A 23880-nucleotide genomic window follows, 5' to 3' on the forward strand; every position below is an offset into this window, starting at 1 on the left:
AGAGATAGTCAGTCCATATATAATTTCCAGGCAAATCGTTCTTACAATAAATCTGACTAACATTAACAATGCTGTTTTTCCCATCCACCAAATTCGGGGAAACTCTAATTCTTACCGGAAGAGGTTCTTCACTGCCACCCGCTCCAATAACCCCACCATCAGAGGTGATGCAAGTAAAGGCACGTGCTTCACCCATCAATAAAAAGAGCAGCACACTCAATAACACGCACGGAGCATTAACTTTATACATAATATCGTTTCTCTATGGTTATTCACCACAAGTTAAATAAAAAATACCGTCTTTTACAGCCTCTAGAGATAATCCGCCAACAGCGTCGCCGTAACGCTGAAGGTGCCTGATGATAATTGCATCCCAGCTCTTTTAACCGGCACTGCCTGCAATATTGGCGGGCTGTCTATTGCAATATCGATGCGCTTATTTAATTCAAGTGGTTGGCCGTCTCGCATTATGCGAATTGCCAAATCCGGAACGTTGGTTTGCAAAGCCGCCGTATCAAAGCCGCTGACTGGCCCGAAAAGCGTCAATCCCAACGCCATCCCGCCACCGCCCTGCTCACAGGTAATGCGGTAGTTGATCAATTGCAGGTAATTTTTACCATCCACCTTACTCACCCCTACCCGATCGCCAAAATCAACTTCAACGGTTTGCCCATTGTTGATCGTGCAAGGCGGTGGGGCATTCAGCGTGCCGTAAAAGACCATATCCGCGGTGGCTGCAGCCTGAGCCGCGCCGGTTTGCATCAATGCCAAGAGAGCCAACGCGCTCAGGCGTTTCGCTCTTATCGCTTTCCAATACGGACACATCGCTGGGCTCCTTGAAGAAAATATGTTTTGCGCCTCAATCCGGTCGCTACTGATAATCCACCAGCATGGTCGCCGTAGCGTAAAACGAGCCGCCGGACAGCTTCGCATCGTGACGTTTAACCGGCACAGCCTGCAGCAACGGCGTCTCGGGATAAATAAACTTAAACCAGCTATTAGGTGCCACAGGTTTGCCGTTGACGCGTAGCTCGACAGCCAAGTCAGGCATCGTGGTCGTTCGCAACGCATGCTGGTTGAAATCAGAGACATCGCCCTGCAGCTGCATGCGAAGCGCATTCGGGCTGTTACTATGACACTCCAGCGTATAATCCAACGATTTCAGGTAATTACTGCCATCGATACGAGTAGTGACTAGATCGTTGCCAAAATGAGTGACTATTGCCCGTTTACCGTTAATTGAGCAAGGCATCGGCGCAGTCACGGTGCCGCTGAAAGAGATGGCGGTATCCGCCCAAGAGGTGCCGGCGGGTATAACCGACAATGCCAAAAACAGCCATGCCGCCACCCGGAGTTTTCCTCTCACACTTGCCATTTATTTCGCTCCGTCAGTCATAATTCAGCCTGAAATCTATCGTTGCGGCATAAGCACCGGCCCTTAATGGCGCCGGGGTTCGTTCCGGCGCCACCTTATACGTAAGTACATTGTTCCCCTGCTCAAGCAATAACGGGGCGCCGCGTTCACCCAATCGGGCATCACGCCCCGCGGCATCCGTTACCCGCAGCCCGATGCCTGAAACGCCCACCAATTTGACCAACTGCGGATTATCCGCATCCGCAGGAGCACTGAAACCGATAGTGACCGCCGGTTGATAAGGCGCCCAGCTCAAAGAGCCGGTGCGTTCATCTCTGGTGCCGGCGCCTACGCTGCGTAGGCAATCGCGTAACCTCAAGGAAAATGCCACCGGTTCACCACGATCCCCCGCCCGCCGCAACTCCGCGGTGCCGATATCGTCCAAACGTATGTCTTGCCTGGCACTGTCCATCTCCAGCCGACAGGCGCTTTCCGTCAAAGCCCCTCTCACATGCAGCACGCCGTCGGCGCCGTAGGTATCGAGATCGTTTGCCGCTTGCGCTGCAGGCATGAGCCACAGCGTTGTCATAATAATTAGTGGCACCATCAGCGCCAGCCCGCCCAATACGGCGTAATAGCAGAGTTCGTAAGCAACATATGAATATGAGCGATGTACTCTCGCTTTTTCCCTTGTCATATCATCCCCTCCTGAGTAACTGTCGCAGCCCGCCTTCACTCATATTCCAGACCGAAAGTGGTGACGGCTGAGAATGCGCCAAGACTGATTTTCTTTTGCGCTATCGCCTCCCCCTCCGCCTGGATGTAAACCTGCAGTTGCAAACTGTTGGTGCCGTTAACCAGCGCATAGCCTTGGCCTGGCTTGTTCAATACGACGGGTTTCCCCTCCGCCGTCGCTATCCCTAAGGCGATGCCGCTGGCCTGGCTGCCGCCATCCAAAGCCAGCAGGCCGGGCAAAGCGGCGCTTTCAGTACCGCTAAACGTGAGCTTTACCGTTTTTCCCACGCTGACGTCGCAATCCTGTAAGGTCAGGCTAAACGGCTTTGCCGGTGTGCGACTGTGCATGTAGAGGTATTTGTCAATAACCGGATCCAGCTCCAATTGAATATCTTCATCGCCCATTCGCAACGTACATGGCTCCGTAACCAACGCTCCGTGCAATAACATGTTGTCCGTCGTAGCGACTGAACAATACGAACTCATGCTCGCGCTCAGGGCGAGCGTCATGCGCAATAACAGGCTTTTCATCTGACTCCCTAGGCTTTGAACACTGGTACTGACGTCAACCAATCGCCATCTCGTCATTAAGACGATTTTTTCTCCGGCGCCACCGTACAAGTCCCGCCGCGACAGTTAAACGCCAATTGCGGACGGCCGCCGTAGTCGTTGATGTAGGTCAGCACCGGGCTACCGCCTACGCTGGAGGCGCTCACCGTCAACGGTATCTGCCCCTTCGGCGGCACCATAAACGGTTCAAAATTATGCGGGCTGGCCGCACCTTTGCCCCTGGCCGCATCGACGATAGTGACGTAATACGGCGTCGGGTTATTGACGATGTACTTGTCGCCCTGTTTGGTCAGCGTCAGCTGCTCCTGCCACGGCGCGGCATTGCGTTCCGGCGCGATCGCCGCCGGGCGGTAGAACAGCTTGATGCGCGTCTGCAGCGCAATCTGCAGCGAGTTCGGCTTGTTGCTCTTCGGCGGGATCTCGCGCAGGTTGAAGTAGTACAGCGTCTCCCTGTCCTGCGGCAGCATCTTCGCCGCCGGCAACGCCTGGATCTTCACCTGGCTCGGCTTGCCCGGCTCGATGCGCTGCACCGGCGGCAGCACCGTCAGTGGGCTCTGGATCTTGTTGCCCTGCGCGTCTTCCAGCCAGCCCTGCGCCAGGTACGGCAGCTGCTTGTTCTGGTTGCTGACGCTCAGGCTCACCGACTGCACGCTGCCATCAAACACCACCCGGGTGCGATCCAGCGCGATGGCGGCATTCGCCGCAGGGGTCAAAGCCCCCGCCAGCAGCGAAGTGGTAGCCAGCAGGCCGATAACGTGACGTTTGCTCATCATAAAAACTCCTAAATTCAGTGTTCGTTGCCGCCGTCGCCCGCGCTCAGCGCCCGGCACGGCAGCAGTAAATTGGTGGTCAACATCTCCGCCGGCAGCGGCGTCGGCATCTGCACCTCGCACTGCCCCGCCCCGCCCCAGCGCACCGTCATGCGCTCGCCGGCGTTGATGCCGCTCAGGTAAACGCTGCCGCCGTCGTTGACGATACCGGTCTCCTGCTTGCGGGCGTTCAGCACCGTGGCGCCGAACGGCGGTTCGCTGCCGTCCGCCAGCCTGATCACCGCCATCGCCTTCTCCCCGGCGATCACCGCAAACTTGCGGTAGCCGATAGCCCCTTCAGTCAGCGTCGCCTGCACCACCGATTTGGTGGCCTCGGCGTTATCCCCCAGCTTGTCGAGATCGATGCTGGCCTTGTTGCGGTAGTAACTGTTGACGTCCGTCACCACCGCCTTGCCCCAGCGATTGGTCGCCGCGGCGCTGCCATAGCCGCGCACCGGCACCCCGCTCACGCCTTCGGTATCCAACAGCAGCCGGGTGCTGCCCGGTATGTTGCTACGGTGCAACGCACCGCCTTCGGCGGTCAGCGTCATGCCCCCCTGTGCCGACAGGCCGATCGCGCTGTACCTGTCCTGCTGATAGCTGGCGTTGGCGCTAACGCGCGCCATATCGCTATCGCGGGTGTAATAGCCGCTCAAATTCGCGCCGCTGCGCGAGCCGCCGGCGCTGAGCTGGTAGTTGCTGCGCTCGTCGAGGCGATCGTAATAGCTCACCCGATGGGTGTTGTCGCTGCGGTTAAGCGTGGCGTTATAGCTGACGCTGGCGCCATTGCCCCACGGCACCGACAGCGACAAATAGGCGCCGTCGTCGTTACGCTCGTTGTAGCGGTTGCGGTAAGCCGTTAGCGACAAACTCAGGCTTCTGAACCGGCCAATATCGAAATAACGCGACATCGTCAGGTTGTAACGATCGTTAGCCGGCCGGTCCCAATAGGTTTGGTGGTTATAGTTCAAGTACGCGCTCAGCCCCAGCTCGCGCAGTTGCTGGCTATAGCTGATGGTGTACATCTCCTTGCTGTTGCCGAACCGTCGCCCGAACTGACGAGCGTCCAGAAACTCACTCATGCTCATAAAGCTCTGCTCCGAGAAACGGTAGCCGGCGAAAGTGACCTGGCTGTCCAGCTCGTCGAAACTCTTCGAGTAACTGAGCCGGTATGATCCGCCGCTCAGCGTCTCGCGGTCGTAGGGCAATCTGGCGCGCGACTGGGTGATATCGAATGACATCGCGCCCAATAGCATCAGATCGCGGCCGATGCCCAGCGCCGCAGCATTGTAATCCCCGCCCAGCAGTGCACCGCCGTACAGCGACCAACCGTTGCTCACCCCCCAGGAAAACTCGCCGGTGCCGAACAGCGGCCCTCGATAACGGTGATTCATATCGGAGGGTTTGCCCAAAGCCAGCTTATAGCGCACTGACCCGGGACGAGTCAGATACGGGATGCTGGCGGTGTTCATCGTGAACTCTTGTACGCTGCCATCCTGTTCTTCCACCCGCACATTCAATTCACCAGACACCGCATCATCAATATCTTGAATGCGGAACGGCCCCGCCGCTACCGTGGTTTCGTACAGTACCCGCCCTTGCTGACTGATGATTACCTTGGCGTTGCTTTTCGCCACGCCCACCACCTCCGGCGCATAGCCGCGCAGGTTGGGCGGCAACATACTGTCGTCGGAACGCAGGCTCACGCCGCCGAAGCGGAAACTGTCGAACAGCCCGGAATCGAGATAATCTTCACCGGCGGTCAATTTCGAACGCAGCGCTGGCAAAGCCCGATAAGCGTAGTAACGGCTCCATTCCAACCGTTTTTCCGCGCCCTGCCCGGCCCCGCTTTGCTGGCTAATGCTCGCTTGCCAGTCGGCCCGTAGCCGCCAGGCCCCCATGTTGGCGCCCGCCGTGCCGTTGCCGCTGGCATTGTATGACCGCGTACCGCCCTTTAACTGACGTTGCGCCTGCGCATTAAGGTTGTAATCGAGCAGCACTCCCGGTATGCCTTCGTCCCAGCGGGATGGCGGCTCCCAATCCTCCGAGATATAGTCCAGATAAGCCTGTGGGATGCTGAGATACAGCGACGACGACGCCAGATCGCCTCGCACCTCCATGCCCTTCAGGCTGGTTTCATTCAGACACTCTCCCTGGTGCCACCAGGTCAGTTCCTTCTGCATCGCCTCTTTCAGCCCCAACTGTGCCACCAGCGCTCGGTTTACACAGGCGCGGCTACCGTTGGGATCGTCTTCAGGGACATAAAAAGGCACCTGTTGCTCAGGAAGATCGCTTTTATTGACATGCACCGTCATGCCGTAAGTCCCCGGCATAATGTAACCGCCGCGCGTAAACTGGCTCAGATCGATGTTTTTGCGATCGTTTATATCCAATACGTCGGTATTGAATTGGATTTCCTCCACGGCTCCAGCATTGGTCACCAGGCTGCCCAATGCCAGCGCTATCCAGACGCTCAGAATGGGTAAACGAAACGGCTTTCCTGCAGACAAAAACATCATATTCAAACCCTTTACTATAAACGTCCCTGAAATAGCCGGCCGACTCAGTAATAATCCATTTTGAATCTCACCGAAGTAAAATACTCACCCGATCTAAATGGCTGCCTGTTAGTCATTAACTTCATGACATAATCCAATCGACCATTTTTAAATGAATTATTACTTAGCGGCAGAGGTATTCCCGGCCTGACGATATTGCCATCCGCATCGCTGATAGCCAGTGCCACACCCGACGCCTTCCCCCCCACGCCAAACATCTGCCCGTCAACATTGCCGTCAAAAGTTATCTGAAACTGTCTCCATTCAGATATTGAGTTACTCCCCAGCGCTGAAATACAATTCACCAGATGAATGCTGAAGGGGGTTACTTTCCCTTCGCCGCCCGGATAAATATCCGAAAATGATGTAACATCCAGATCAAACACTTGTTCACGGCTCTCTGTAGCAATGGCGCAAGCAGCATCATTAATGGCGCCCTGCATGTTTATCCGCCCCTGAAAAAGTGGGGAGGATATAGCTGTTCCCTCAACGCTTAGCACTCCCAAAAACAGGAGAAGTCTTTTCACACCTTTTAAACCAAATTTCATTACCATTCCCTTTTGAAATAACGTTTATTTATAAATGGCATGCGAGTTCCCCCGCATGCCGATAATCACGCGTATTTCACCGGGTAATAGATTACTGATATGCCAGAGTGAAATCGGCTACGGCTTGGAATTCCCCAGGCACGATGACCGAATCAGAAGCCGAACTGCCCTGCAGATAAGCAGCAAAGCTCAGTTTGTTACGGCCATTTTGCAGTTCAATCGCATTGGAAGCTTTGCCCAGTTCGATCAGGTTCTTGTTAGCATCGGTAATAGCAATACCTGCGCCTTTCGCCTCACCGGTAATAGCCAGCAGTTTTTTGTCGGTTTCCGAAGCGGTACCGTTGAACGTCAGCGTAACGGTGTTATTTTTCCCTGGCGCTTCCGTTTTCAGATCACAGCCTTCCAGCTGAATATGAAAATCGCGCGGGGTCGATGCCTTGCTACCGTTTTTCAGCGCCGCATTGGAAATAGCCCCCAGCTCAACGGTCTGATCGATTGACTCAGGCGCGATGGAACATGGCGCATCGATAATGGAACCGCTGAAGGTCACAGTGCCACTGCCCTGATTAGCAGCATGAGCCAGAGAAGAAACACCAAACGCCATGACGGCAGCCAGCATGATTTTATTCAGTTTCATATAACCAATTATCCTTAATCGTATTAATACATAAGGTATTTTCTTAACAATGAGTAATGTGTATCAACGGCCTGGCCTGATGCTTTAAAAACCAAGCCGCCTTTTCACGCGGCTATTACTGATGTAGTGGATAACCATGATTAATAGGTCAGCCACATACTATTCAAGGAATAAACCAATTACTCTCCTGTTTTTCCCAACCGATGAAATCCTCCATCGACGGGGTGAAGCCACTTTAGCGCCCCTGCCGCAATCTTGAAATATTATTTCATCAAACACTGTAAATACGATATTAAAAACTAAAAAACACCATTAAATTACAAACAGACACTAAACATGACATCATTTAGCTCAATAGTTAGATCTCCATAAAAAATTCATTATGGATAAATTATCACTTAGTGACAGATATCAGTATTATTGGAAAACACAGAGAATCAGGGTTATTGAAAAATATAACCTCTCAGCGCAAAATCCCTTCCCGAAACAAAAAATGAGAGGATTCCTATGATTTTCATTATAAATGGAAGGGTTAAGTTCAATGAATACGAAGGAACCCTGGAGAGCGTCAATGCCCCGCAAAATATGCAGCCGCTAGCGGCCGCGGCTTGCCGTTTGCTTTCTATTTTCGTCAGGAACAATGAAATGTTGATTAAGCGTCAACAATTACTTGAAGAGGTCTGGGAAGAACGGGGACTAAAAGGAACAAACAGCAACTTGAATAACTATATCTCACTATTGCGTCGCCATCTGGCGCAACTTGGCGAGACGGAGTTGATAATCACTTACCCCCGACAAGGCTTTAAGTTCGTTGCAAAAAAAATTAGCCGACACGCCACTGCCGAACCGGAAAAAGAACAAAACATAATGGAGGAAACCGCTGTTCCCACGCAACCGCCGGGGCAAGCCGCCCCCAGAGGCCGTGGTAGCGGAAAATTATTATCGGCCTGGCGGCAGTTTCAGAGTTGGAATAAATGGGTTAATCTCATCCTATTCATCAGCATCGCTGCATTGATCATGGCCAGCCATCAGTACTCCGTGCGTAACAACCTATTCAGCGGCACTCAGTTCGCGGGTTGCCAAATATACAATATGGGGTGGGATTACCCAGAGAAGGAAACGGTAACCGACATGGTAAAGGCCTATGTCAATTGCCAGAAAAAGACTAAAGTTTATTACTATAACAAAATCACTCAGGATAACAGGCAGTTTGAAGAGAAAATGCTCGTATCCTGCCGGGAAAACGCAGGCCGCCAACCTTGCGAAGTGGTTTATATTCCATAATTGAGTAACGTTTTTCACTACCAGTGATACAAAAACAGCAAGATATCCGTTCACGGACACGTTCAACCTGCCGTTATTTGCTATACACGCCATCACCAACCACATCCCATAATCGTCTCATTATGGGATGTTCCCATCATTTTCTGGTTACGGAACACAGCAGCTCAGGCTGCCTGCCGTAGTACATAATAAAATTGTCATCATTCAATTTGGCAATTTTTAAAACATAGTAATGTTTTTCCTCACCCAACAGAAACGTCTGCGCATCGGAGTAGGTGAAGTTATCCATGGATTGAAGGATTTTCTTTTCAATGGCGACATAGTAGTACCCACGATGATAGTGATACTTCGTTTCGAGCACGCGGGCTATCACCTGCTTCTTTCCATCCCGATAGGCTAAACCGTTAAGCGTAATGGTCGCGCGGCGCCATCCCGAACGCACGATGTTCACGTACAAACCGCTGGTTACCGTCCCATTCGGCGTCATGCGCGTCGTCGATAAAGACGCATTACACTCAGGAAAATCTCGCGAGGCGGTCAATAAATAAATCAATATAACAATAACAAGGGCAATAGCAGCAGATAATGCCAGGTAGAAAGCACGGCGCGAACTAACCTTCATTGATCACCTCAAACTCATCTTCACAGTGCGCATCCATATTCTTAACGCGGTGTTTCGGGCAATACGAGATGAAATCAATCAGCTTTTTGTAGTTCGTATAATGGTATGTCAATCGAGAGTAATAAACCGTTGCCGGTACATCACAATCAAAACCACGGCTTTTGAGCCTTTCCAGGGCGTCGGCAATATACCGCTCGTCGATCCGCTCGCTGGCGTTCAGCGTCTCCACGCGGCAAGATTTGTAGCTGGCGATCTGGGTCTGATAAGCGGTGTCGTAACGTTCGGTAAAAAAGTAAACGCCCGCCAATACCAACGCAATCCCGATAAACAGCAGCGTTACCTTAGGTAAAATGGCATCGCAACGGCGCCGGACGGGTAAAGGCGCGGCAGGAACGCTTTCGTCCTGCGTCATATTGTCCGCCACGGAATGAATGCTGGCGGCGGTAAACATAAATCCCTGCCTCGGCACGGTAACCAGAATTTCGCTCTCTCCCAAGCCGGAAAATGTACGGCGCAGGCTGGCGATATAGTTGTTCAGGTTACTGTTCGAGGCCGTTTTGCCATGATCGTCCCAGACGGTGGAAAAAATAAAGTCCCGGCTAATCAAGATGCCGTTATTTTTTACCAACAGCGCGAGCAGACGATTGGCTATCGTGGTGAGCGTCACCGGTTCGAGGTTCTCCTCCGCCAACGCCAGCGTCGAGTTATCCTCATCGAAGATAATTCGGTTATTGATTAAGAACCTCATAATCGCTCTCTTAGACCTACTCCTGGCGCGGATTATAGCTGAAACATAAGAATCTTCCTATCACACGAACAATTAACCGCCGCGCGGTTAGACAAGTCTTTCTCACAACGTAACCACGTCGAGCGTGACGGCCAGCCTCTCTGACCTTCCGCCGGCATTGAGCCGGTGTCCACTAAACGAACAGCGCATTTTGCATGCAGCATGAGCAATCTTTGCTCAGCCGATCAGTGCCCGCAGGGAGGGAATGCTTAGGATTCAGGAGGGATACAGCGAAGGAAGAGGCTCACTGCAGCAGGAACCCCCCCTGCTCACTGCCTCGCCACACCATTACAAGTTACACTTCAACATCTTGAATTATATGACAAAAAACAAATCACAATAGGCTGATTTCATAATTTCACTTTTAATTTCATATTTTCAAAACGCCCTCTGCTTCTAATATCATGTTATTTCACCTTCCCAGGACGCATTTTAGGGCTATTCTAGGCAACGAATACTTGATCCCAGAGACATAAGACGAACGCAGGCCAGCGTCGACACGAGAACAACTGATGAAAACCCAACGGCTTTTCTTTTCCCTGGGTTGGCGTTTTTATGGAATGATAAATAAGACTTTATCGGATTTATACCTAAACGAATTAATTATAAACACACGCAAGCTTTCATTGGGACTTTCATGGAAAGAAATACGCCCGTAGCCTTTACCTGATGTGCTACCGAATTCTAAACGGGCATTTAAATAATGCGGTATTTTTGGCCCGCACACCTTTTAATTACATTTAATTCGTGAAGCTTACTTATAAGAAAGAGGCAGCCTGGTTGCTATAAGCCGCCCTTCTGCAGCCGTATTTCTGGGTATTATTCTCATTATACTGGAGCTTATTAATGAATCAGCGTTTGGATATCATCGGTATTGGTCTTGGCCCGTCGAATCTTAGCCTGGCGGCCTTAGGGAGTGAAATAGAGGGATTTACGGGGCAATTCCTGGAACGCAAACCCCATTTCTCCTGGCACCCAGGGATGATCCTGGCGGATTGCAGCATGCAGACCAACTTTTTAAAAGACCTGGTGAGCGCGGTTGCCCCAACCAACCGGTACAGCTTTCTCAACTATCTGGTAAAAAACAGGAAGTTCTACCGTTTCCTGACCACGGAACAGCGCACCGCATCGCGTGAAGAGTTTGCCGATTACCTCTCCTGGGCCGCCGGCGGCATGCGCTCATTAGCATTTAATCAAGACGTTCAACGGGTCGAGTTTGACGATCGGCAGCGTCAGTTCGTGGTGACCACCTCGAATAAGGTCTTCCACGCCAGGCACGTCAGCATTGGGATTGGCAAGAAAATAAAGTTGCCTGATTGCGTGACGGCGCAAAGCGATCGCTGTTTCCATGCCAGCGAAATGATGCTGCGTAATCCCGATCTGACAGGCAAACGCGTGGCGATCGTCGGCGGCGGCCAGAGCGGCGCCGACCTGTTCCTGAATATTTTTAAAGGAGAATGGGGACAACCGGAACAGCTCGACTGGATATCGCGCCGCAACAATTACAACGCGCTCGATGAAGCGGCCTTTGCCAACGAATATTTCACGCCCGATTACGTCGAGAGCTTTTACTCACTGGATAGCGCGGCCAAGCGGCATATGCTGGCCGAACAGAAGATGACCTCAGACGGCATCACCAGTGAGTCGCTGCTGGCGATTTATCGCGCCATGTACCACCGCTTCGACGTCCTGCGCGAGAAATTATGGGTGCGCCTGCTGCCCAGCCGTTCGCTGACGGCCGTGAAACACACGCTGGATAACGCCTACCAACTCGAAACGCGCCATCATCTCGATCACGGCGAAGAAGCCTTCAAGGCGGACGTGGTGATCTTTGCCACCGGTTACCAATCGGCAACGCCAGAGTTCCTTGAGCCTTTGGCCCACCGTTTGCTGACCACTGCGGATGGCGAATACCGCATCGCTCCCGACTTTACCTTTGAGTGGGAAGGCCCTGCGGAGAACTGCTTATTCGCCATGAACGCCAGTATGCATAATCACGGCATTGCCGATCCGCAGTTGAGCCTGATGGCGTGGCGATCGGCCCGTATTCTTAATCGCGCTTTAGAACAACAGCCGTTTGATCTGAGTACAACGCCGAGTGCAATTCAATGGCGAAGTGAAGGTGTCTCTCCCACGTTTTAACCGCGAGCACGCCTTAATCATTATCACAGCGCTATGATGGAATGACGTATATGAAAAGACAAATTATTAAATTTATTATAAAGCAGTTGGCCGTATTGGCCCCCGAATTCAAGGCCAGATTGCTCTACAAAAAAGCGTTTGGCAAACCGTTAAACTTACAGGCGCCGTCCACCTGGAATGAAAAGATCAATCACCTGAAGTTGAATGGCTATAGTCACAATGCGTTGGTGAAGCAATGCGCAGATAAATATGCGGTGAGAGAGTACATCAAAGAAAAGGGGTGCGAAGAGATCCTGAATGAATTGTACTTTGCCTGCGATTCAGTAAACGATATTCCGTGGGACGCGTTGCCGGACAAATTTGTGATCAAAGGGAATCACGGTTCCGGATATAACCTGATTTGCCAGAATAAAAAAATGCTGAATATCACGAGCGCCAAAAAATTGATCGACGGCTGGATGAAAGACGATTATTGGAAAACCTATGTAGAACTCAACTACAAAGGGATACAAAAAAAGATCATTGGGGAGAAATATATCGAATCGGCCAATGGTCACGGGCCTGAAGACTATAAAATCTATTGTTTCCGCGGCGTGCCTTACTGCACGTTGCTGTGTGTCGGCAGAGATACCGGGTCGCCGAAGTATTACTTCTTTGACAAAGATTTCAAGTTTCTGTGCTACAGCGATGACTGCCTGGCCTTGAGCCAGGAAGAAATAGACGCCTTCGTGAAGCCAGAAGGCTACGATGAGCTGTTTGAGTACGCCTCACGCTTGTCCGCGCCCTTCGAGTTTGTTCGCGTTGATTTCTACATCTCCAAAGGCCAGATCATTTTCGGCGAATTGACCTTTACCCCCTCCGCCGGGCTGGATACGGATATCCTGCCGCCAACCGATGTTTTGCTTGGCGAGATGTTGACGTTGCAACAGCACTGATTTTCACCTGGCTCCACGGTGAAGATCGGCAATACCTGCCGGCATGTTCGCGGCCTGCCGGCCGGTATTGCCCTGAGGGTTATCGGGCCGCCGATCTCGCCGGTTCATGCCGCCGTTACAGCAAAACCCCTGCCGGCAATCCCTGGCAGCCCACGCCCGGCCCAAGAACAATACCTCAGCCAGACCACATAACCATTTGAAAAATAATGGCATTAAACGATTAATAAGAATCACTTACATATTTATAATAAAATGTTCTATATGTATAGGAAGCTATAATATAAGATACAGGAAAGTTTCCCTGGTGTTGTTGTGTGTCTTCGCCCTATTTTATAGGGCTTTTTTTGCCAAAAATCGTTGATAACCGTGATTTTTTACCTGCCTTCGCTATTCTCCGCCCCATAAAAACCATAACCATTTCTAATTAATGCTAATCCTTCTTATTCCTGACTTACCAATAATAACAATGAGTTGCTATTAACCCGGCAAAGCAACTGGCGGCGCGCTTCCGGGTTCCGCGGCCGGAATGTCCACCCTAAAGGTAGGTTTTTGCCTGACGCGAACGGATGCTACTATCGGCCTTTTTCGAGGATGTTGATCCGCATGTTCTTGTCCAACCGGCATTTTATCTCCGCGCTTCTGGCGCTCGCCATCGGCCTTTGGCTGCCGGGCTCCGTGCTGGCCAGGCCCGATTTGGAACGCAAGATCGGCACTACCGTAGCCGATAGCGATTCTGCGGATTATCGTTTCAGCGATCTGCGCTTCACCTCCGCCGATGGCCAACGGCATTACCGTGTTCGCATCGCCCAGCCGCGTCGGGCGCCTGCGCCTGACGGCTATCCAACGGTTTATTTCCTCGACGGCAATGCGGTGCTGATGGAGTTGAACGCCGCCTTACTGGCCAAATTGGCAGCGGCGAAGCGGCCGCCGGTGCTGGTGATGATCGGTTATGACAACGATCTGCGCATCGATGCCGCCGGCCGCGCCTACGACTATACGCTCCCTCTGCCGGCAGGCATGAAGAAACCGCCGCGAGCCGTCGGGGGCGCGGATGCGTTCCTGCAATTGATTGAAGCTCGGATCAAACCGGCGATCGCCGCCAAACTGGCGGTCGATCCGCAGCGGCAAACGCTGTGGGGCCACTCCTACGGCGGGCTCTTCGTTCTGCACACGCTGTTCACCCATCCCGCCGCCTTCCAGCGTTACATCGCCGTGGAACCCTCGCTGTGGTGGGGCAACGGCATGATCCTGCAAGAAGCGCAGCAGATGACGGAACGACGTGCGGTGCCGGCGACAAGGCTGCAACTGTGGGTTGGCCTGGCGGAACGCGATCGCGCGGCTCCGCCCGGCGTGAAGAGCCCCACTCTGCCGGCGGATGCAACGCATTTGCTGGCCGAACAGCTGGCGCAGCTCGGCGGTCTCACCATCGGCTATCGGGAGTGGCCCGCCTTAGGGCACGGCGCCATGCTGGGCGCGGCCATCGAGCCGGCGCTGAGCAGCGTCATCGCAGAGGATTGAATCCGCGGATTGGAAGGTATCGGCCGCATTTTCATCTGCGGCACATATCTTCTGATGAGAAGAGTGTTTACTATCTGAGACGGTGAAGGGTGGTCGCGGATGGGGGCGTCAAAAAACAAAGTGGCTCCCCCGTCGGCAAGTGAGCTTGCTCTATCCGGTGGAGCCATACAGTACTGCAGTTTTCCCGGTGGGGCCCTGGTGAGGCGCAAGTAGGAAAAGATGGTGTTGGCAGGGCATTTCAGCGTTTTAATACCGCCTGTTCACTATTTTCTTCTCCCTGTGACGCCTACTATAAGCGCCCGCTCACCGGGTGGAAAAGGGTGAAAACCACCCTTGAAATACATTAATTAAAGTGATATTAGAAGCGGTTGGAGCGAAAGCGCCTAGTTCGGTTTTGAATAATTAAATCAGGGAATTATATTAAAAATGAATATTAATATCACCGACAAACCCAACCCGCAGGATGAAGAGTTCGTTATCGACAGCCTTTGGGCGCACAATCACAAAACCCAGCCCGTAGACATTCACCCGCTGTTCCTGACCGTCACCGACGACAACCAGCAGATCGTCGGCGGCCTGGTCGCGCGCACCTGGTGGGGCGGCCTGGAAGTGCAGTATCTGTGGGTCGGCGATCAATGCCGCAAAAGCGGATACGGCCGCCAATTGATGGAGCTGGCAGAAGAAGAAGCCCGCAAGCGCGGTTGCCATATGGCCTATGTCGATACCTTCGATTTCCAGGCCAGAGGCTTCTACGAAAAACTGGGCTACCGGGTCTACGGGGAGCTGGGCGACTATGCGCATCGCCACACCCGCCATTACCTGGCTAAAAGCCTGTAACGCAGCCTGAGCGGCACAGAGGTGGGTATGGGTTCATCGCATAAAGATAATGAATCTTATTTTAAGGGCCTCATCACCATGATGGAGCACCTGAGCGAACCCTGGGGCATCAAAGATCAGCTGTCCCGCCACCTCTATATGAACCGCGCCGCTTATCTCTATACCAATACGCCGCTGAATTTCGACGTCGCCGGTAAATATGACCACGAATTCCCCGCCGACTGGGCCGACTCCGCCGCCGACTTTATCGAACATGACAAGATGACCGAAGCGGCGCGCGATCGGGTCACGGTCATAGAAACGCACTACTGGTACGGCAAAGACAGCCTGACGCCGTTTATCAGCGAAAAGCTGCCGGTGTACAACGATGACAAACAGGTGATTGGCGTGATCTGGAACGCCAAGCCGATGAACAGCCTGTCGCCGCTGAAATACATCAATCAGCAAAAACCCAGCGTGTTGACCACCGAAGTCAATAACGAGCTGTTCACCCGTGCCGAACTCGATGTCATTTTCCTTATGCTGCAACGATTTACGGTGAAAGAGATCGCCAAAATCTATAACGTCAGCAATAAGACCATCGAAAACCGCATTTATAACATCTACCAGAAGGCCAACGTGCATACTCAGCAGCAATTTGAGGAATACTGCAAATACGCCAATCTGGATAACTACATTCCCGATCGCCTGATAACCAAAGGCATTCAGTTTATTTGAACCGCAAGGAAGATCTCACCGTGATAAAGATCGAAGATTATCCGCTCACCCGGGTGCCGCAGGATAAACGAGTTTCGTTTTTAAGCGTGGCCATCGTGCATATGGGCATGTTGACCGCGCTGGACCAGTTCATGCTCGGCGCCGTGCTCGGCAACTCCATGACGCTGATTGACGCCTTCACCGCCATTTTCGTCGGCAGCCTGATCTTCGGCGTGGTGACCTACGGCCTGGGGCTGGCGGGCATGCGCGAAGGCATTTCCGGCAGCCTGCTGGCGCGCTGGTGCGGCTTTGGCCGTCTGGGCTCGGTGCTGATCGGCGTGGTGGTGGCCGTCAGCCTGCTGGGTTGGTTCGGCATTCAGAACGCCATTTTCGCCAAGTCGCTCGACTTCGCGCTCGGCAATAAGCTGGGCTTCGGCCTGGCCGCCGGGCTCTCGGGCACGCTGCTGACCATCCTGGTGGCATTCGGCTTCAAGGCGCTGCGCATCGCCGCCCGTATCGCGGTGCCGATGTTCATCATGCTGGTGGCCTATATTTCGGTGACCGCGCTTTCCGGCCATAACCTGCAGGAGATCATCCAGCTGGCGCCGCCGGGTGAACCGCTGACCATCAGCGCCGGCATCACCATCGTCGTCGGCGGCGCCATCGTGGCCAGCCTGATGACCCCCGATCTGACTCGTTACTCCAAAAACGGCAAGCACGTGCTCGGCGTCACGCTCTTTACCATCATCGCCGGCGAGTTCGTGGTGAACGGCCTGGCAATCCTGATCGCCAAAACCCTGGGCACCGCCGATGTGGTCACCATCATGTCACAAGCGGCCGGCGGCGCCGGTTTGCTGGTGGTGGTGTTCTCCACCCTGCGCGTCAACGATCTCAACCTGTACTCTTCTTCGCTGGGCATCGTCAACGCGGTGGAAGGCATCACCGGCAAAAAGCTGAAGTACACCTACACCACGTTGGTGATTGGCATTCTGGGCACCACGCTGTCGGTGCTGGGCATTCTTGACCGCTTTGTCGACTTCCTGACGGTGCTTGGCGTGGTCTTCCCGCCGATTATCGGCATCATGCTGGTGGACTATTACCTGCTGCGCAGTCACCGCAAGATCCTGGACGAGAGCCGCCGTACCGGCCAGCTGCCGAGCGAAACGCCGACCATCGGCTGGGCGGCGATCGTCGCCAGCATCGTCGGCGGCGCCGTTGGCCTGGCGACCGAATGGGGCGTGCCGACCATCAACTCTCTGGTGGCCGCCAGCCTGCTGTATTGGGTGCTCAAACTGGCCTTCAGCCGGGCGCAAAAACCGCTGGCCTCACAGAAATCGCTCTGATTTTCGCGCATGCGTTAATGCACTCCTCCGGTAACGGGGGAGTGTTTGATGCTCGAAAAGGGAGATTCAGTGCAAAAGAATAGGCCGATCGCGCAGACAAACGGCCGTGGTAGTTAGGGTCCCTGGTGTCGGTAGCAAGCTATCCATTATGCTCAGAGTGTGGCAACGCCCCCTCTGGGCTTTTTATTATAAAAATTGTTGGCTTCCGTGTTTGATCATAAAGAAAAACTTCAGCTTGCATGAACAGTAGCCCATGAAATCGGTTTTGGTCAACATAAAAGTAAACATAAAACCGGCTTTTGTGTTCACTTTTCCATAAGCAAAACCTAATCAATTGATTTACACGGCTTTATCTTTCGCACAGAGAAAGCAGGCCACCCCCGCTGACATCACTGCGCTAAACGGCTGACGAGAAACAATAATTACCGCCAATAATCAGCCTGTTACCCGCGCGTCCGCGCCTTTTTATCTGGACAACGCCAGTGCGTAGGATATAGTGAAGCCTGCGTAATGTTTGTAAGGACAGCCAATGAAAACCACCAACGCACAGCGCAAAATCAACATCATTAAAAATATTGAATATCTGATGCGTACCCGAGGTGAAACCAAGGCTTCCTTTTCCAATCGCAGCGGCCTGACGCGCACGACCCTCTACAAAATTCTTGACGGAAGAGTGAACAACGTTCAGCAATCCACCGTGAATCGGATCTCCGATTTCTTCGGTGTCTCCTGTGAAGAGATCGAAGACTACGATCTGGAAAAGCTGGAGCTGCTCAACGAGACGCTGTCCACCGAGGGCAACAAGAACCCTTCCGCCATTCCGGTGATCCCGCAGTCGCGCTATCTGGCCGTCTCGCAGCGCAAGATCGGGCAACTGGTCACCGAGTTTCCTCTGACTTATTTCTTCGGCGATGAGTCGAACATGTTGGCAATGAAAATAGAGACCGAAATTAAAGGGTCATTTATTCCCGGCGAGATCATCATCATAAAACGTCCGCCGGTACTGATTTGCGATTCGCCTTTGCTGTATCACTCGGGAAAAAGCGGCTTCTTTGTGGTTGACGACAAAGACAGCGAAAGCATGGACAAACGCCCTCAGGACACCGTGCAATTCCTGGGTTACATCGTTGGAGAAAGGTTATAAATGGAACCGAATCAGAAGTTCAAGCTGTTGGGCTTCACCCGGCATGGCACCATCGCGGCCAATGTCATGGTATTGGCCACCGGCAAAACCATTACCATGGGGCTGAATGAGCTGGCCGACAGCGAAATATCGGAAGATCTGAGCCGGCACGAGCTGCAGGCGCTGTACCGCAAACTCTATGGCGACAACCAACAAAAAACCGCCTACGAGCTCAGCGATCGCCACGAACGATCCTGGTACGCCTACCTGATTATTACCGTGGCGCTCAGCGTGATTTATATTTTCTCAACGCTGTGCGGCGTCAAGCCGATCCAAATCCCGGTGCTGAATCTCATCACGCCGCCGGCGATCTTCATCTACCCGCTCACGTTCATTCTGGTGGACATTCTCAACGAATTCTACGGGTTGCGGCTGGCCAGGCGCACCATCATCATCTCGTTTATCGCCAACCTGACCTTCGTCCTGGGAGTTTGGGTAACGACGCTGGTGCCGAGCATTCCGCAGTGGGAGTACAGCGAGACCTACAACGGCATCGTGCACAGCATCATGGCGGTGCTGGTGGCCTCGTCGGCGGCCTATCTGATCTCCGAGAACGTCAACTCCTACCTACTCTGCAAAATCAAAGAGTTGACCAACTCCCGCTACCTGTTTGTGCGCGTGATCACCAGTACCGTAGTGGCTTCGGCTATCGACAGCGTGGTGTTCTGTACGCTGGCGTTCTACAACGTGCTGAGCTGGGACATCATCAAAACCATGATCCTGTCGCAGTTCCTGATCAAGGTGGTTTACGCCCTGCTGGGCGTCGGGCCGATCTACGCCACCCGCAGTCTGTTTAACCGCTACATCAATACCGAACAAGCAAAGGGCAATGAATATGCATATCCAAAAGCAAGATAAGATCACCCATCTTGGCGCCAACTCCGATTATCCGGATCAATATGCTCCCGCATTGCTCGAAGCCTTGCCGCGCGCGCGCGGCCGCGATCTGATCGGCGTGGACGAGCGGCAGCTGCCGTTCAGCGGCTTTGATCTGTGGACCGCCTTCGAGCTGTCCTGGCTCAACGCCAAGGGTAAGCCGGTGGTAGGCATCGGCGAATTTACCTTCCCGCACTCCTCGTCGAACCTGATCGAATCCAAGTCGTTCAAGCTGTATCTCAACAGCTTTAACCAAACGCGCTTCGACAGCGTAGAACAGGTGAGCGCCGCCATGCAGCAAGATCTGTCGCAGGCGGCCAACGGCCAGGTCACCGTCAAGCTCTATCCGGGGCTGGAAGGTTACCCGGCGCAGATCGACCGCCTGCCGGGCATCAACATCGACGATCTGGATATCGCGGTCGACGACTTCGCCTTCAAACCGGAATACCTGAGCGGCGCGGCCGAGAGAGGGGAACCGGTGTCGGAGACGCTGTCTTCCAACCTGCTGAAATCCAACTGCCTGGTCACCAACCAGCCGGACTGGGGCAGCGTGGTGATCCGCTATGAAGGCCGCAAAATCGATCGCGAAAGCCTGCTGCGCTATCTGATCTCCTTCCGCCAGCACAACGAATTCCACGAGCAGTGCGTCGAGCGCATTTTCAACGACATCAAGCAGAGCTGCCGCCCGGAAAAACTCAGCGTGTTCGCGCGCTACACCCGCCGCGGCGGCCTGGACATCAACCCCTTCCGCAGCGATTTCGAAACGGCGCCGGCGCTCGGGCGCCTGATCAGACAGTAAGCGTTATCCCCCAATGCTCCCGCCGGGGAGCATTGTTTCCCTCGCATTCATCTCCCTGTTATTTTTCGCCATTATCGTCGTCAGCGGCTATCTTCAAAGCACACTGACGGAGATTAACGACGCATGCCTGACCTTTCACGCAGAGACATCCTGCGGGCTGCCGCCATCGGATCGGCTTTCTCGCTGTTGCCCGCCTCGATTCGCAAAGCGCTGGCCATTCCCGCCAATAACCGCACCGGCACCCTGCGCGACGTCGAACACGTGGTGATCCTGATGCAGGAGAATCGCTCTTTCGACCACTACTTCGGCACCCTGCCTGGCGTGCGCGGCTTCAGCGATCGCTTCACCATTCCACTGCCCGGCGATCGCCATGTCTGGCAGCAGCAGGGCGCCGAGCGGCTGGTGCTGCCCTACCACCTGGACAGCCAACGCGGCAACGCCCAGCGCGTCACCGGCACGCCGCACTCGTGGGTGGATGAGCAAACCGCCTGGGATCACGGCCGCATGAGCGCCTGGCCCACCTACAAAACGCCGGCCTCGATGGGCTACTACCGCCAGCAGGAGCTGCCGTTCCAGTTCGCGCTGGCCAACGCCTTTACCCTGTGCGACGCCTATCACTGCTCCATTCACGCCGGTACCAACACCAACCGGCTGTTCCACTGGACCGGCACCAACGGCCCGTCCGCCGCCGACGTGGCGGTGGTGGTCAACGAGTGGGACAGCCCCGGCCCGGCGGAGATTGGCTACCAGTGGACAACCTATCCGGAACGGCTGGAGGCAAGCGGCGTCAGCTGGAAGGTGTATCAATTCCTGCCGGACAACTTTACCGACAACCCGCTGGCGGGTTTTCGCCAATACCGCGCCGCCAGCATTCAGGTGGGCAATCCGGCGCGGCCGCCGAAAGACTTCAACGCCTTCGTGCCCTACAGCGATGCGCTCAACGAGGCCGCGCCGCTGTACAAGGGCAACGGCAACACCCTGCCGGCCGCCGACGGCAACGATCTGGACGCCATGCTGGCCGGATTTCGCGCCGACGTGCAGCAGGGCAAACTGCCGCAGGTCAGCTGGATCATCGCGCCGGCGGCCTATTCGGAACACCCCGATCCCTCCAGCCCGGTGCAGGGCGGCTGGTTCACCCAAGAGATCCTCAACGCGCTGACCGACAATCCGGAGGTGTGGAGTAAAACCGTCCTGCTGGTTAACTACGACGAGAACGACGGCTTTTTTGACCATATGCCTTCACCTTCCGCGCCGTCGCTGCGCGAAGACGGCAGCTTCGCCGGTAAATCGACCGTGCCGTTCGACACCGAGATCTTCCAGCACGTGGCCCCGCCCGGTTCGCAGGATCAACCGCCGCCGGACGGCCGCATCTACGGCCCCGGCCCACGGGTGCCGATGCTGGTGCTGTCGCCCTGGAGCCGCGGCGGCTGGGTCAACTCGCAGGTCTTCGATCACACCTCGGTGCTGCAATTTTTGGAAAAGCGCTTTCAGGTGCATGAACCCAACATCAGCGCCTGGCGCCGCGCGGTGTGCGGCGATCTCACCTCGGCGTTCAACTTTGTCGATCCTAACGGCGAAGCGCTGCCGAGCCTGCCCGCCACCAGCCGCCACGCCGCCGACGGCCTGCGCCTGCGCCAGGAACAGCTGCCGCAGGTGCCGCTGCCATCCCCCGCCCACCAGCGTTTGCCCCACCAACGCCGCCTGGCACGCCCTTCCCGCGCGTTGCCCTACCAGCTGCACGTCGAAGCCACCGTCGCGGCCGAGCAGCGCCGCGTGACGCTGAACCTGTTCAATACCGGCGAGCAGGGAGCGGTGTTTCACGTCTACGATCGGCGGGATCTGACGCAGATCCCGCGCCGTTTTACCGTCGAGGCGGGCAAGGCGGTCAGCGACGACTGGCAGACGGAGAATGAGTACCATCTGTGGTTGCTCGGCCCCAACGGCTTTCATCGCGAGCTGCGCGGCACCCTGAGCCGGCCACAGCCGGAGGTGCGTTTGCGCCCGACGGGCCGCAGCCTGCTGCTGCAGTTGAACAATCCGGGCACCGAAGCGATAGCGGTCACCCTCGAACGCTGCCCCTACACGCAGCAAGGGCCGTGGCCTATCACGCTGCCGGCGGGCGGCAGCCACCAGCAAGCGTTTGACGCCCGCTCCAGCGGCGGTTGGTATGACCTTACGCTGCAAGGCGCCGACGGCTGGCTGCGCCGCCTGGCGGGGCGGCTGGAGGATGGCGAACACAGCGTCAGCGATCCGCTGATGGGCCAGGGGTAATCGATCGGCATCAAGGGAGTTCAAAAAGCGAAAGGATATCGCTTATCATTGCGTTCTCGTTCCCAGCCGATTACCCAAGGATCTTCATGCCCGCTGTTCTTATCGCCAAAACCGGCCGCTGGTTGGCCGCCTGCGTTTTGTTGTTGGCCGGCGCCGCTCAAGCCGCGCCTATCGTCGTCACCGATGTCGCCGGCCGTCAGGTCACCCTGCCGCAACCGGCCAAACGCGTTATTCTGGCCGATGCCCGCGCGCTGCTGGCGCTGAATATTCTGCACCCGCAGCAGCCGCTGAAAAACATCATCGCCTGGGACAACTCGCTGAAGGTCAAAGCACCGGATCTGGTTGAGGCCTATGCGAAAAAATTTCCGCAGGTCATGCAAATCCCTACCTTCGACAACCCCTACACCAGTGATTTCAGCGTGGAAAGCGCGGTGGTGCGCCAACCGGACCTGATCATTTTCGACATCGGTCTGCTGAGCAAATTGAAAGACAGCGGCGTACTGACCCAGCTGGAAAAAGTCGGCATCCCGGTGCTGATCATCGATTTTCGCCAGCAGCCGCTGACCAACACCGTCGCCAGCATGGCGCTGTTGGGTAAAGTGTTTGACGAGCAGCCCAACGCCGACGCCTTTATTCGCCTCTATCAGCAGCGCCTCGAGCTGGTGCGCCAGCGCGTCGCCACGCTGAAACCGGAGCAGCGCCCCAGCGTCTTCATCGAGCGCAGCGCCGGCATCAAAGGCGATCAGTGCTGCAACACCTTCGGCAAAGGCAGCTTCGGGCAGTTCATCGATACCGCCGGCGGCAACAATATCGGCAGCAAGCTGTTTTCAGACATGGGCGGTGAAGTGAACGTCGAGCAGGTGATCAGCAGCAACCCGGATTTCTATCTGCTGACCGGCGCCGACTGGAGCCGCGGGCATCGCGGCACGCTGGCGGTGCCGCTGGGTTACGCTACAGATATGGCCACCAGCCAAAAGAAACTGGCGCATCTGCTGGATCGCACCGGCATTAACGTGCTGAAAGCGGTGAAAGAAAAACGCGTGATGGCGATTTACCATCAATTTTACGACACGCCGCTCAACTTTATCGCCGTTGAGGCGATCGCCAAATTCCTGCACCCGGCGCTGTTTAAAGATATTGATCCGCAAGCGGATATCGAAATGATGCATCAGAAATTCACCGCGCTGGATTACAGCGGCGTCTTCTGGCTTACGCCGCAATAACCCCCGCCAGGGCCCGCCAGCCGGGCCCTGTTTCCCGCATTCATTATTTAGTTACCCACTTAACTATCCCGTAACAATTCTATTTACTTGCCAATAATTATCATTAAGATTGTCTTTTCTAAAAAAACACATCCGGGTCTGAAACTCTTAAGG

At 54.6% G+C, this 23880-nt stretch carries 22 protein-coding genes and 1 pseudogene; 12 read left to right on the forward strand and 11 right to left on the reverse strand.

Annotated elements, in window-relative coordinates; genetic code table 11:
* The 9 genes and pseudogenes from ACJ8IN_RS21275 to ACJ8IN_RS21315 form a co-directional block, all read right to left on the reverse strand.
* Positions 1–250: pseudogene (locus ACJ8IN_RS21275) on the reverse strand (hypothetical protein); the annotation flags it as partial.
* 62 nt (positions 251–312) lie between these two features.
* Positions 313–825: a fimbrial protein gene (locus ACJ8IN_RS21280; RefSeq protein WP_047570527.1), complete on the reverse strand. Its 513-nt coding sequence runs from the start codon at positions 823–825 to the stop codon at positions 313–315.
* 46 nt (positions 826–871) lie between these two features.
* A complete protein-coding gene (locus ACJ8IN_RS21285; protein WP_052133481.1) occupies positions 872–1375 on the reverse strand; it encodes a fimbrial protein in 504 nt (167 codons plus the stop codon).
* 13 nt (positions 1376–1388) lie between these two features.
* Positions 1389–2051 (reverse strand): fimbrial protein, encoded by a 663-nt coding sequence (locus ACJ8IN_RS21290; RefSeq protein ID WP_047570525.1) that lies wholly within the window; start codon positions 2049–2051, stop codon positions 1389–1391.
* A gap of 35 nt (positions 2052–2086) precedes the next feature.
* A complete protein-coding gene (locus tag ACJ8IN_RS21295; protein WP_080298879.1) occupies positions 2087–2620 on the reverse strand; it encodes a fimbrial protein in 534 nt (177 codons plus the stop codon).
* A 56-nt stretch (positions 2621–2676) separates the two neighbouring features.
* Positions 2677–3432 (reverse strand): fimbria/pilus periplasmic chaperone, encoded by a 756-nt coding sequence (locus ACJ8IN_RS21300; RefSeq protein WP_094860153.1) that lies wholly within the window; start codon positions 3430–3432, stop codon positions 2677–2679.
* A 14-nt stretch (positions 3433–3446) separates the two neighbouring features.
* The gene (locus ACJ8IN_RS21305; protein ID WP_060424522.1) at positions 3447–5987 is read right to left on the reverse strand and encodes an outer membrane usher protein; all 2541 of its coding nucleotides are present in this window, start codon (positions 5985–5987) and stop codon (positions 3447–3449) included.
* 44 nt (positions 5988–6031) lie between these two features.
* Positions 6032–6574 (reverse strand): fimbrial protein, encoded by a 543-nt coding sequence (locus ACJ8IN_RS21310; protein ID WP_223307136.1) that lies wholly within the window; start codon positions 6572–6574, stop codon positions 6032–6034.
* A 91-nt stretch (positions 6575–6665) separates the two neighbouring features.
* Positions 6666–7211: a fimbrial protein gene (locus ACJ8IN_RS21315; RefSeq protein WP_047570521.1), complete on the reverse strand. Its 546-nt coding sequence runs from the start codon at positions 7209–7211 to the stop codon at positions 6666–6668.
* Positions 7212–7718: 507 nt separating this feature from the next.
* On the opposite strand from ACJ8IN_RS21315, the gene ACJ8IN_RS21320 reads away from it, so the two are divergent.
* A complete protein-coding gene (locus tag ACJ8IN_RS21320; protein ID WP_049196207.1) occupies positions 7719–8495 on the forward strand; it encodes a transcriptional regulator in 777 nt (258 codons plus the stop codon).
* A gap of 136 nt (positions 8496–8631) precedes the next feature.
* Here ACJ8IN_RS21320 and ACJ8IN_RS21325 read toward each other — a convergent pair whose 3' ends face one another.
* On the reverse strand, positions 8632–9117 hold the full coding sequence (locus ACJ8IN_RS21325) for a hypothetical protein (RefSeq protein ID WP_033636027.1): 486 nt from the start codon (positions 9115–9117) through the stop codon (positions 8632–8634).
* Complete coding sequence (locus ACJ8IN_RS21330; RefSeq protein ID WP_060439213.1) at positions 9107–9865, reverse strand: winged helix-turn-helix domain-containing protein; 759 nt, start codon at positions 9863–9865, stop codon at positions 9107–9109. Before ACJ8IN_RS21330 ends, ACJ8IN_RS21325 begins: the two co-directional genes overlap by 11 nt.
* A gap of 885 nt (positions 9866–10750) precedes the next feature.
* Between ACJ8IN_RS21330 and ACJ8IN_RS21335 the strand changes: the two genes are divergently transcribed.
* From ACJ8IN_RS21335 to ACJ8IN_RS21385, 11 genes are all read left to right on the forward strand, one after another.
* On the forward strand, positions 10751–12046 hold the full coding sequence (locus tag ACJ8IN_RS21335; protein ID WP_047570515.1) for a lysine N(6)-hydroxylase/L-ornithine N(5)-oxygenase family protein: 1296 nt from the start codon (positions 10751–10753) through the stop codon (positions 12044–12046).
* 50 nt (positions 12047–12096) lie between these two features.
* Entirely contained in the window at positions 12097–12981 is an 885-nt protein-coding gene (locus ACJ8IN_RS21340) for an ATP-grasp fold amidoligase family protein (protein WP_047570512.1), read from the forward strand.
* Positions 12982–13584: 603 nt separating this feature from the next.
* Complete coding sequence (locus ACJ8IN_RS21345; protein WP_060424585.1) at positions 13585–14499, forward strand: alpha/beta hydrolase; 915 nt, start codon at positions 13585–13587, stop codon at positions 14497–14499.
* 426 nt (positions 14500–14925) lie between these two features.
* Positions 14926–15336, forward strand: a complete 411-nt coding sequence (locus ACJ8IN_RS21350; RefSeq protein ID WP_004937348.1) for a GNAT family N-acetyltransferase — start codon at positions 14926–14928, stop codon at positions 15334–15336.
* 27 nt (positions 15337–15363) lie between these two features.
* Entirely contained in the window at positions 15364–16053 is a 690-nt protein-coding gene (locus ACJ8IN_RS21355; protein WP_060422946.1) for a helix-turn-helix transcriptional regulator, read from the forward strand.
* A gap of 20 nt (positions 16054–16073) precedes the next feature.
* Positions 16074–17375, forward strand: a complete 1302-nt coding sequence (locus ACJ8IN_RS21360; RefSeq protein WP_033649111.1) for a cytosine permease — start codon at positions 16074–16076, stop codon at positions 17373–17375.
* Positions 17376–17904: 529 nt separating this feature from the next.
* Entirely contained in the window at positions 17905–18519 is a 615-nt protein-coding gene (locus ACJ8IN_RS21365; RefSeq protein ID WP_033636033.1) for a helix-turn-helix domain-containing protein, read from the forward strand.
* The gene (locus tag ACJ8IN_RS21370) at positions 18520–19416 is read left to right on the forward strand and encodes a queuosine precursor transporter (RefSeq protein ID WP_004937338.1); all 897 of its coding nucleotides are present in this window, start codon (positions 18520–18522) and stop codon (positions 19414–19416) included.
* Positions 19394–20233, forward strand: a complete 840-nt coding sequence (queF, locus tag ACJ8IN_RS21375) for an NADPH-dependent 7-cyano-7-deazaguanine reductase QueF (RefSeq protein ID WP_033649092.1) — start codon at positions 19394–19396, stop codon at positions 20231–20233. The genes ACJ8IN_RS21370 and queF overlap by 23 nt, the downstream gene beginning before the upstream one ends.
* Before the next feature lie 123 nt (positions 20234–20356).
* Complete coding sequence (locus tag ACJ8IN_RS21380; RefSeq protein ID WP_308326045.1) at positions 20357–22504, forward strand: phosphocholine-specific phospholipase C; 2148 nt, start codon at positions 20357–20359, stop codon at positions 22502–22504.
* An 86-nt stretch (positions 22505–22590) separates the two neighbouring features.
* Complete coding sequence (locus ACJ8IN_RS21385) at positions 22591–23727, forward strand: ABC transporter substrate-binding protein (RefSeq protein ID WP_308326046.1); 1137 nt, start codon at positions 22591–22593, stop codon at positions 23725–23727.
* Positions 23728–23880 lie beyond the last annotated feature (153 nt).

Source organism: Serratia sp. CY31944, assembly GCF_052169175.1.
Taxonomy (GTDB): Bacteria; Pseudomonadota; Gammaproteobacteria; order Enterobacterales; family Enterobacteriaceae; genus Serratia; species Serratia sarumanii.

What these genes read in the sequence shown, in the direction of transcription:
- ACJ8IN_RS21280 (WP_047570527.1), bottom strand. Translation starts at nt 825, where the DNA reads ATGTGTCCGTATTGGAAAGCGATAAGAGCGAAACGCCTGAGCGCGTTG.
- ACJ8IN_RS21285 (WP_052133481.1), bottom strand. Translation starts at nt 1,375, where the DNA reads ATGGCAAGTGTGAGAGGAAAACTCCGGGTGGCGGCATGGCTGTTTTTG.
- ACJ8IN_RS21290 (WP_047570525.1), bottom strand. Translation starts at nt 2,051, where the DNA reads ATGACAAGGGAAAAAGCGAGAGTACATCGCTCATATTCATATGTTGCT.
- ACJ8IN_RS21295 (WP_080298879.1), bottom strand. Translation starts at nt 2,620, where the DNA reads ATGAAAAGCCTGTTATTGCGCATGACGCTCGCCCTGAGCGCGAGCATG.
- ACJ8IN_RS21300 (WP_094860153.1), bottom strand. Translation starts at nt 3,432, where the DNA reads ATGATGAGCAAACGTCACGTTATCGGCCTGCTGGCTACCACTTCGCTG.
- ACJ8IN_RS21305 (WP_060424522.1), bottom strand. Translation starts at nt 5,987, where the DNA reads ATGATGTTTTTGTCTGCAGGAAAGCCGTTTCGTTTACCCATTCTGAGC.
- ACJ8IN_RS21310 (WP_223307136.1), bottom strand. Translation starts at nt 6,574, where the DNA reads ATGAAATTTGGTTTAAAAGGTGTGAAAAGACTTCTCCTGTTTTTGGGA.
- ACJ8IN_RS21315 (WP_047570521.1), bottom strand. Translation starts at nt 7,211, where the DNA reads ATGAAACTGAATAAAATCATGCTGGCTGCCGTCATGGCGTTTGGTGTT.
- ACJ8IN_RS21320 (WP_049196207.1), top strand. Translation starts at nt 7,719, where the DNA reads ATGATTTTCATTATAAATGGAAGGGTTAAGTTCAATGAATACGAAGGA.
- ACJ8IN_RS21325 (WP_033636027.1), bottom strand. Translation starts at nt 9,117, where the DNA reads ATGAAGGTTAGTTCGCGCCGTGCTTTCTACCTGGCATTATCTGCTGCT.
- ACJ8IN_RS21330 (WP_060439213.1), bottom strand. Translation starts at nt 9,865, where the DNA reads ATGAGGTTCTTAATCAATAACCGAATTATCTTCGATGAGGATAACTCG.
- ACJ8IN_RS21335 (WP_047570515.1), top strand. Translation starts at nt 10,751, where the DNA reads ATGAATCAGCGTTTGGATATCATCGGTATTGGTCTTGGCCCGTCGAAT.
- ACJ8IN_RS21340 (WP_047570512.1), top strand. Translation starts at nt 12,097, where the DNA reads ATGAAAAGACAAATTATTAAATTTATTATAAAGCAGTTGGCCGTATTG.
- ACJ8IN_RS21345 (WP_060424585.1), top strand. Translation starts at nt 13,585, where the DNA reads ATGTTCTTGTCCAACCGGCATTTTATCTCCGCGCTTCTGGCGCTCGCC.
- ACJ8IN_RS21350 (WP_004937348.1), top strand. Translation starts at nt 14,926, where the DNA reads ATGAATATTAATATCACCGACAAACCCAACCCGCAGGATGAAGAGTTC.
- ACJ8IN_RS21355 (WP_060422946.1), top strand. Translation starts at nt 15,364, where the DNA reads ATGGGTTCATCGCATAAAGATAATGAATCTTATTTTAAGGGCCTCATC.
- ACJ8IN_RS21365 (WP_033636033.1), top strand. Translation starts at nt 17,905, where the DNA reads ATGAAAACCACCAACGCACAGCGCAAAATCAACATCATTAAAAATATT.
- ACJ8IN_RS21370 (WP_004937338.1), top strand. Translation starts at nt 18,520, where the DNA reads ATGGAACCGAATCAGAAGTTCAAGCTGTTGGGCTTCACCCGGCATGGC.
- queF (WP_033649092.1), top strand. Translation starts at nt 19,394, where the DNA reads ATGCATATCCAAAAGCAAGATAAGATCACCCATCTTGGCGCCAACTCC.
- ACJ8IN_RS21380 (WP_308326045.1), top strand. Translation starts at nt 20,357, where the DNA reads ATGCCTGACCTTTCACGCAGAGACATCCTGCGGGCTGCCGCCATCGGA.
- ACJ8IN_RS21385 (WP_308326046.1), top strand. Translation starts at nt 22,591, where the DNA reads ATGCCCGCTGTTCTTATCGCCAAAACCGGCCGCTGGTTGGCCGCCTGC.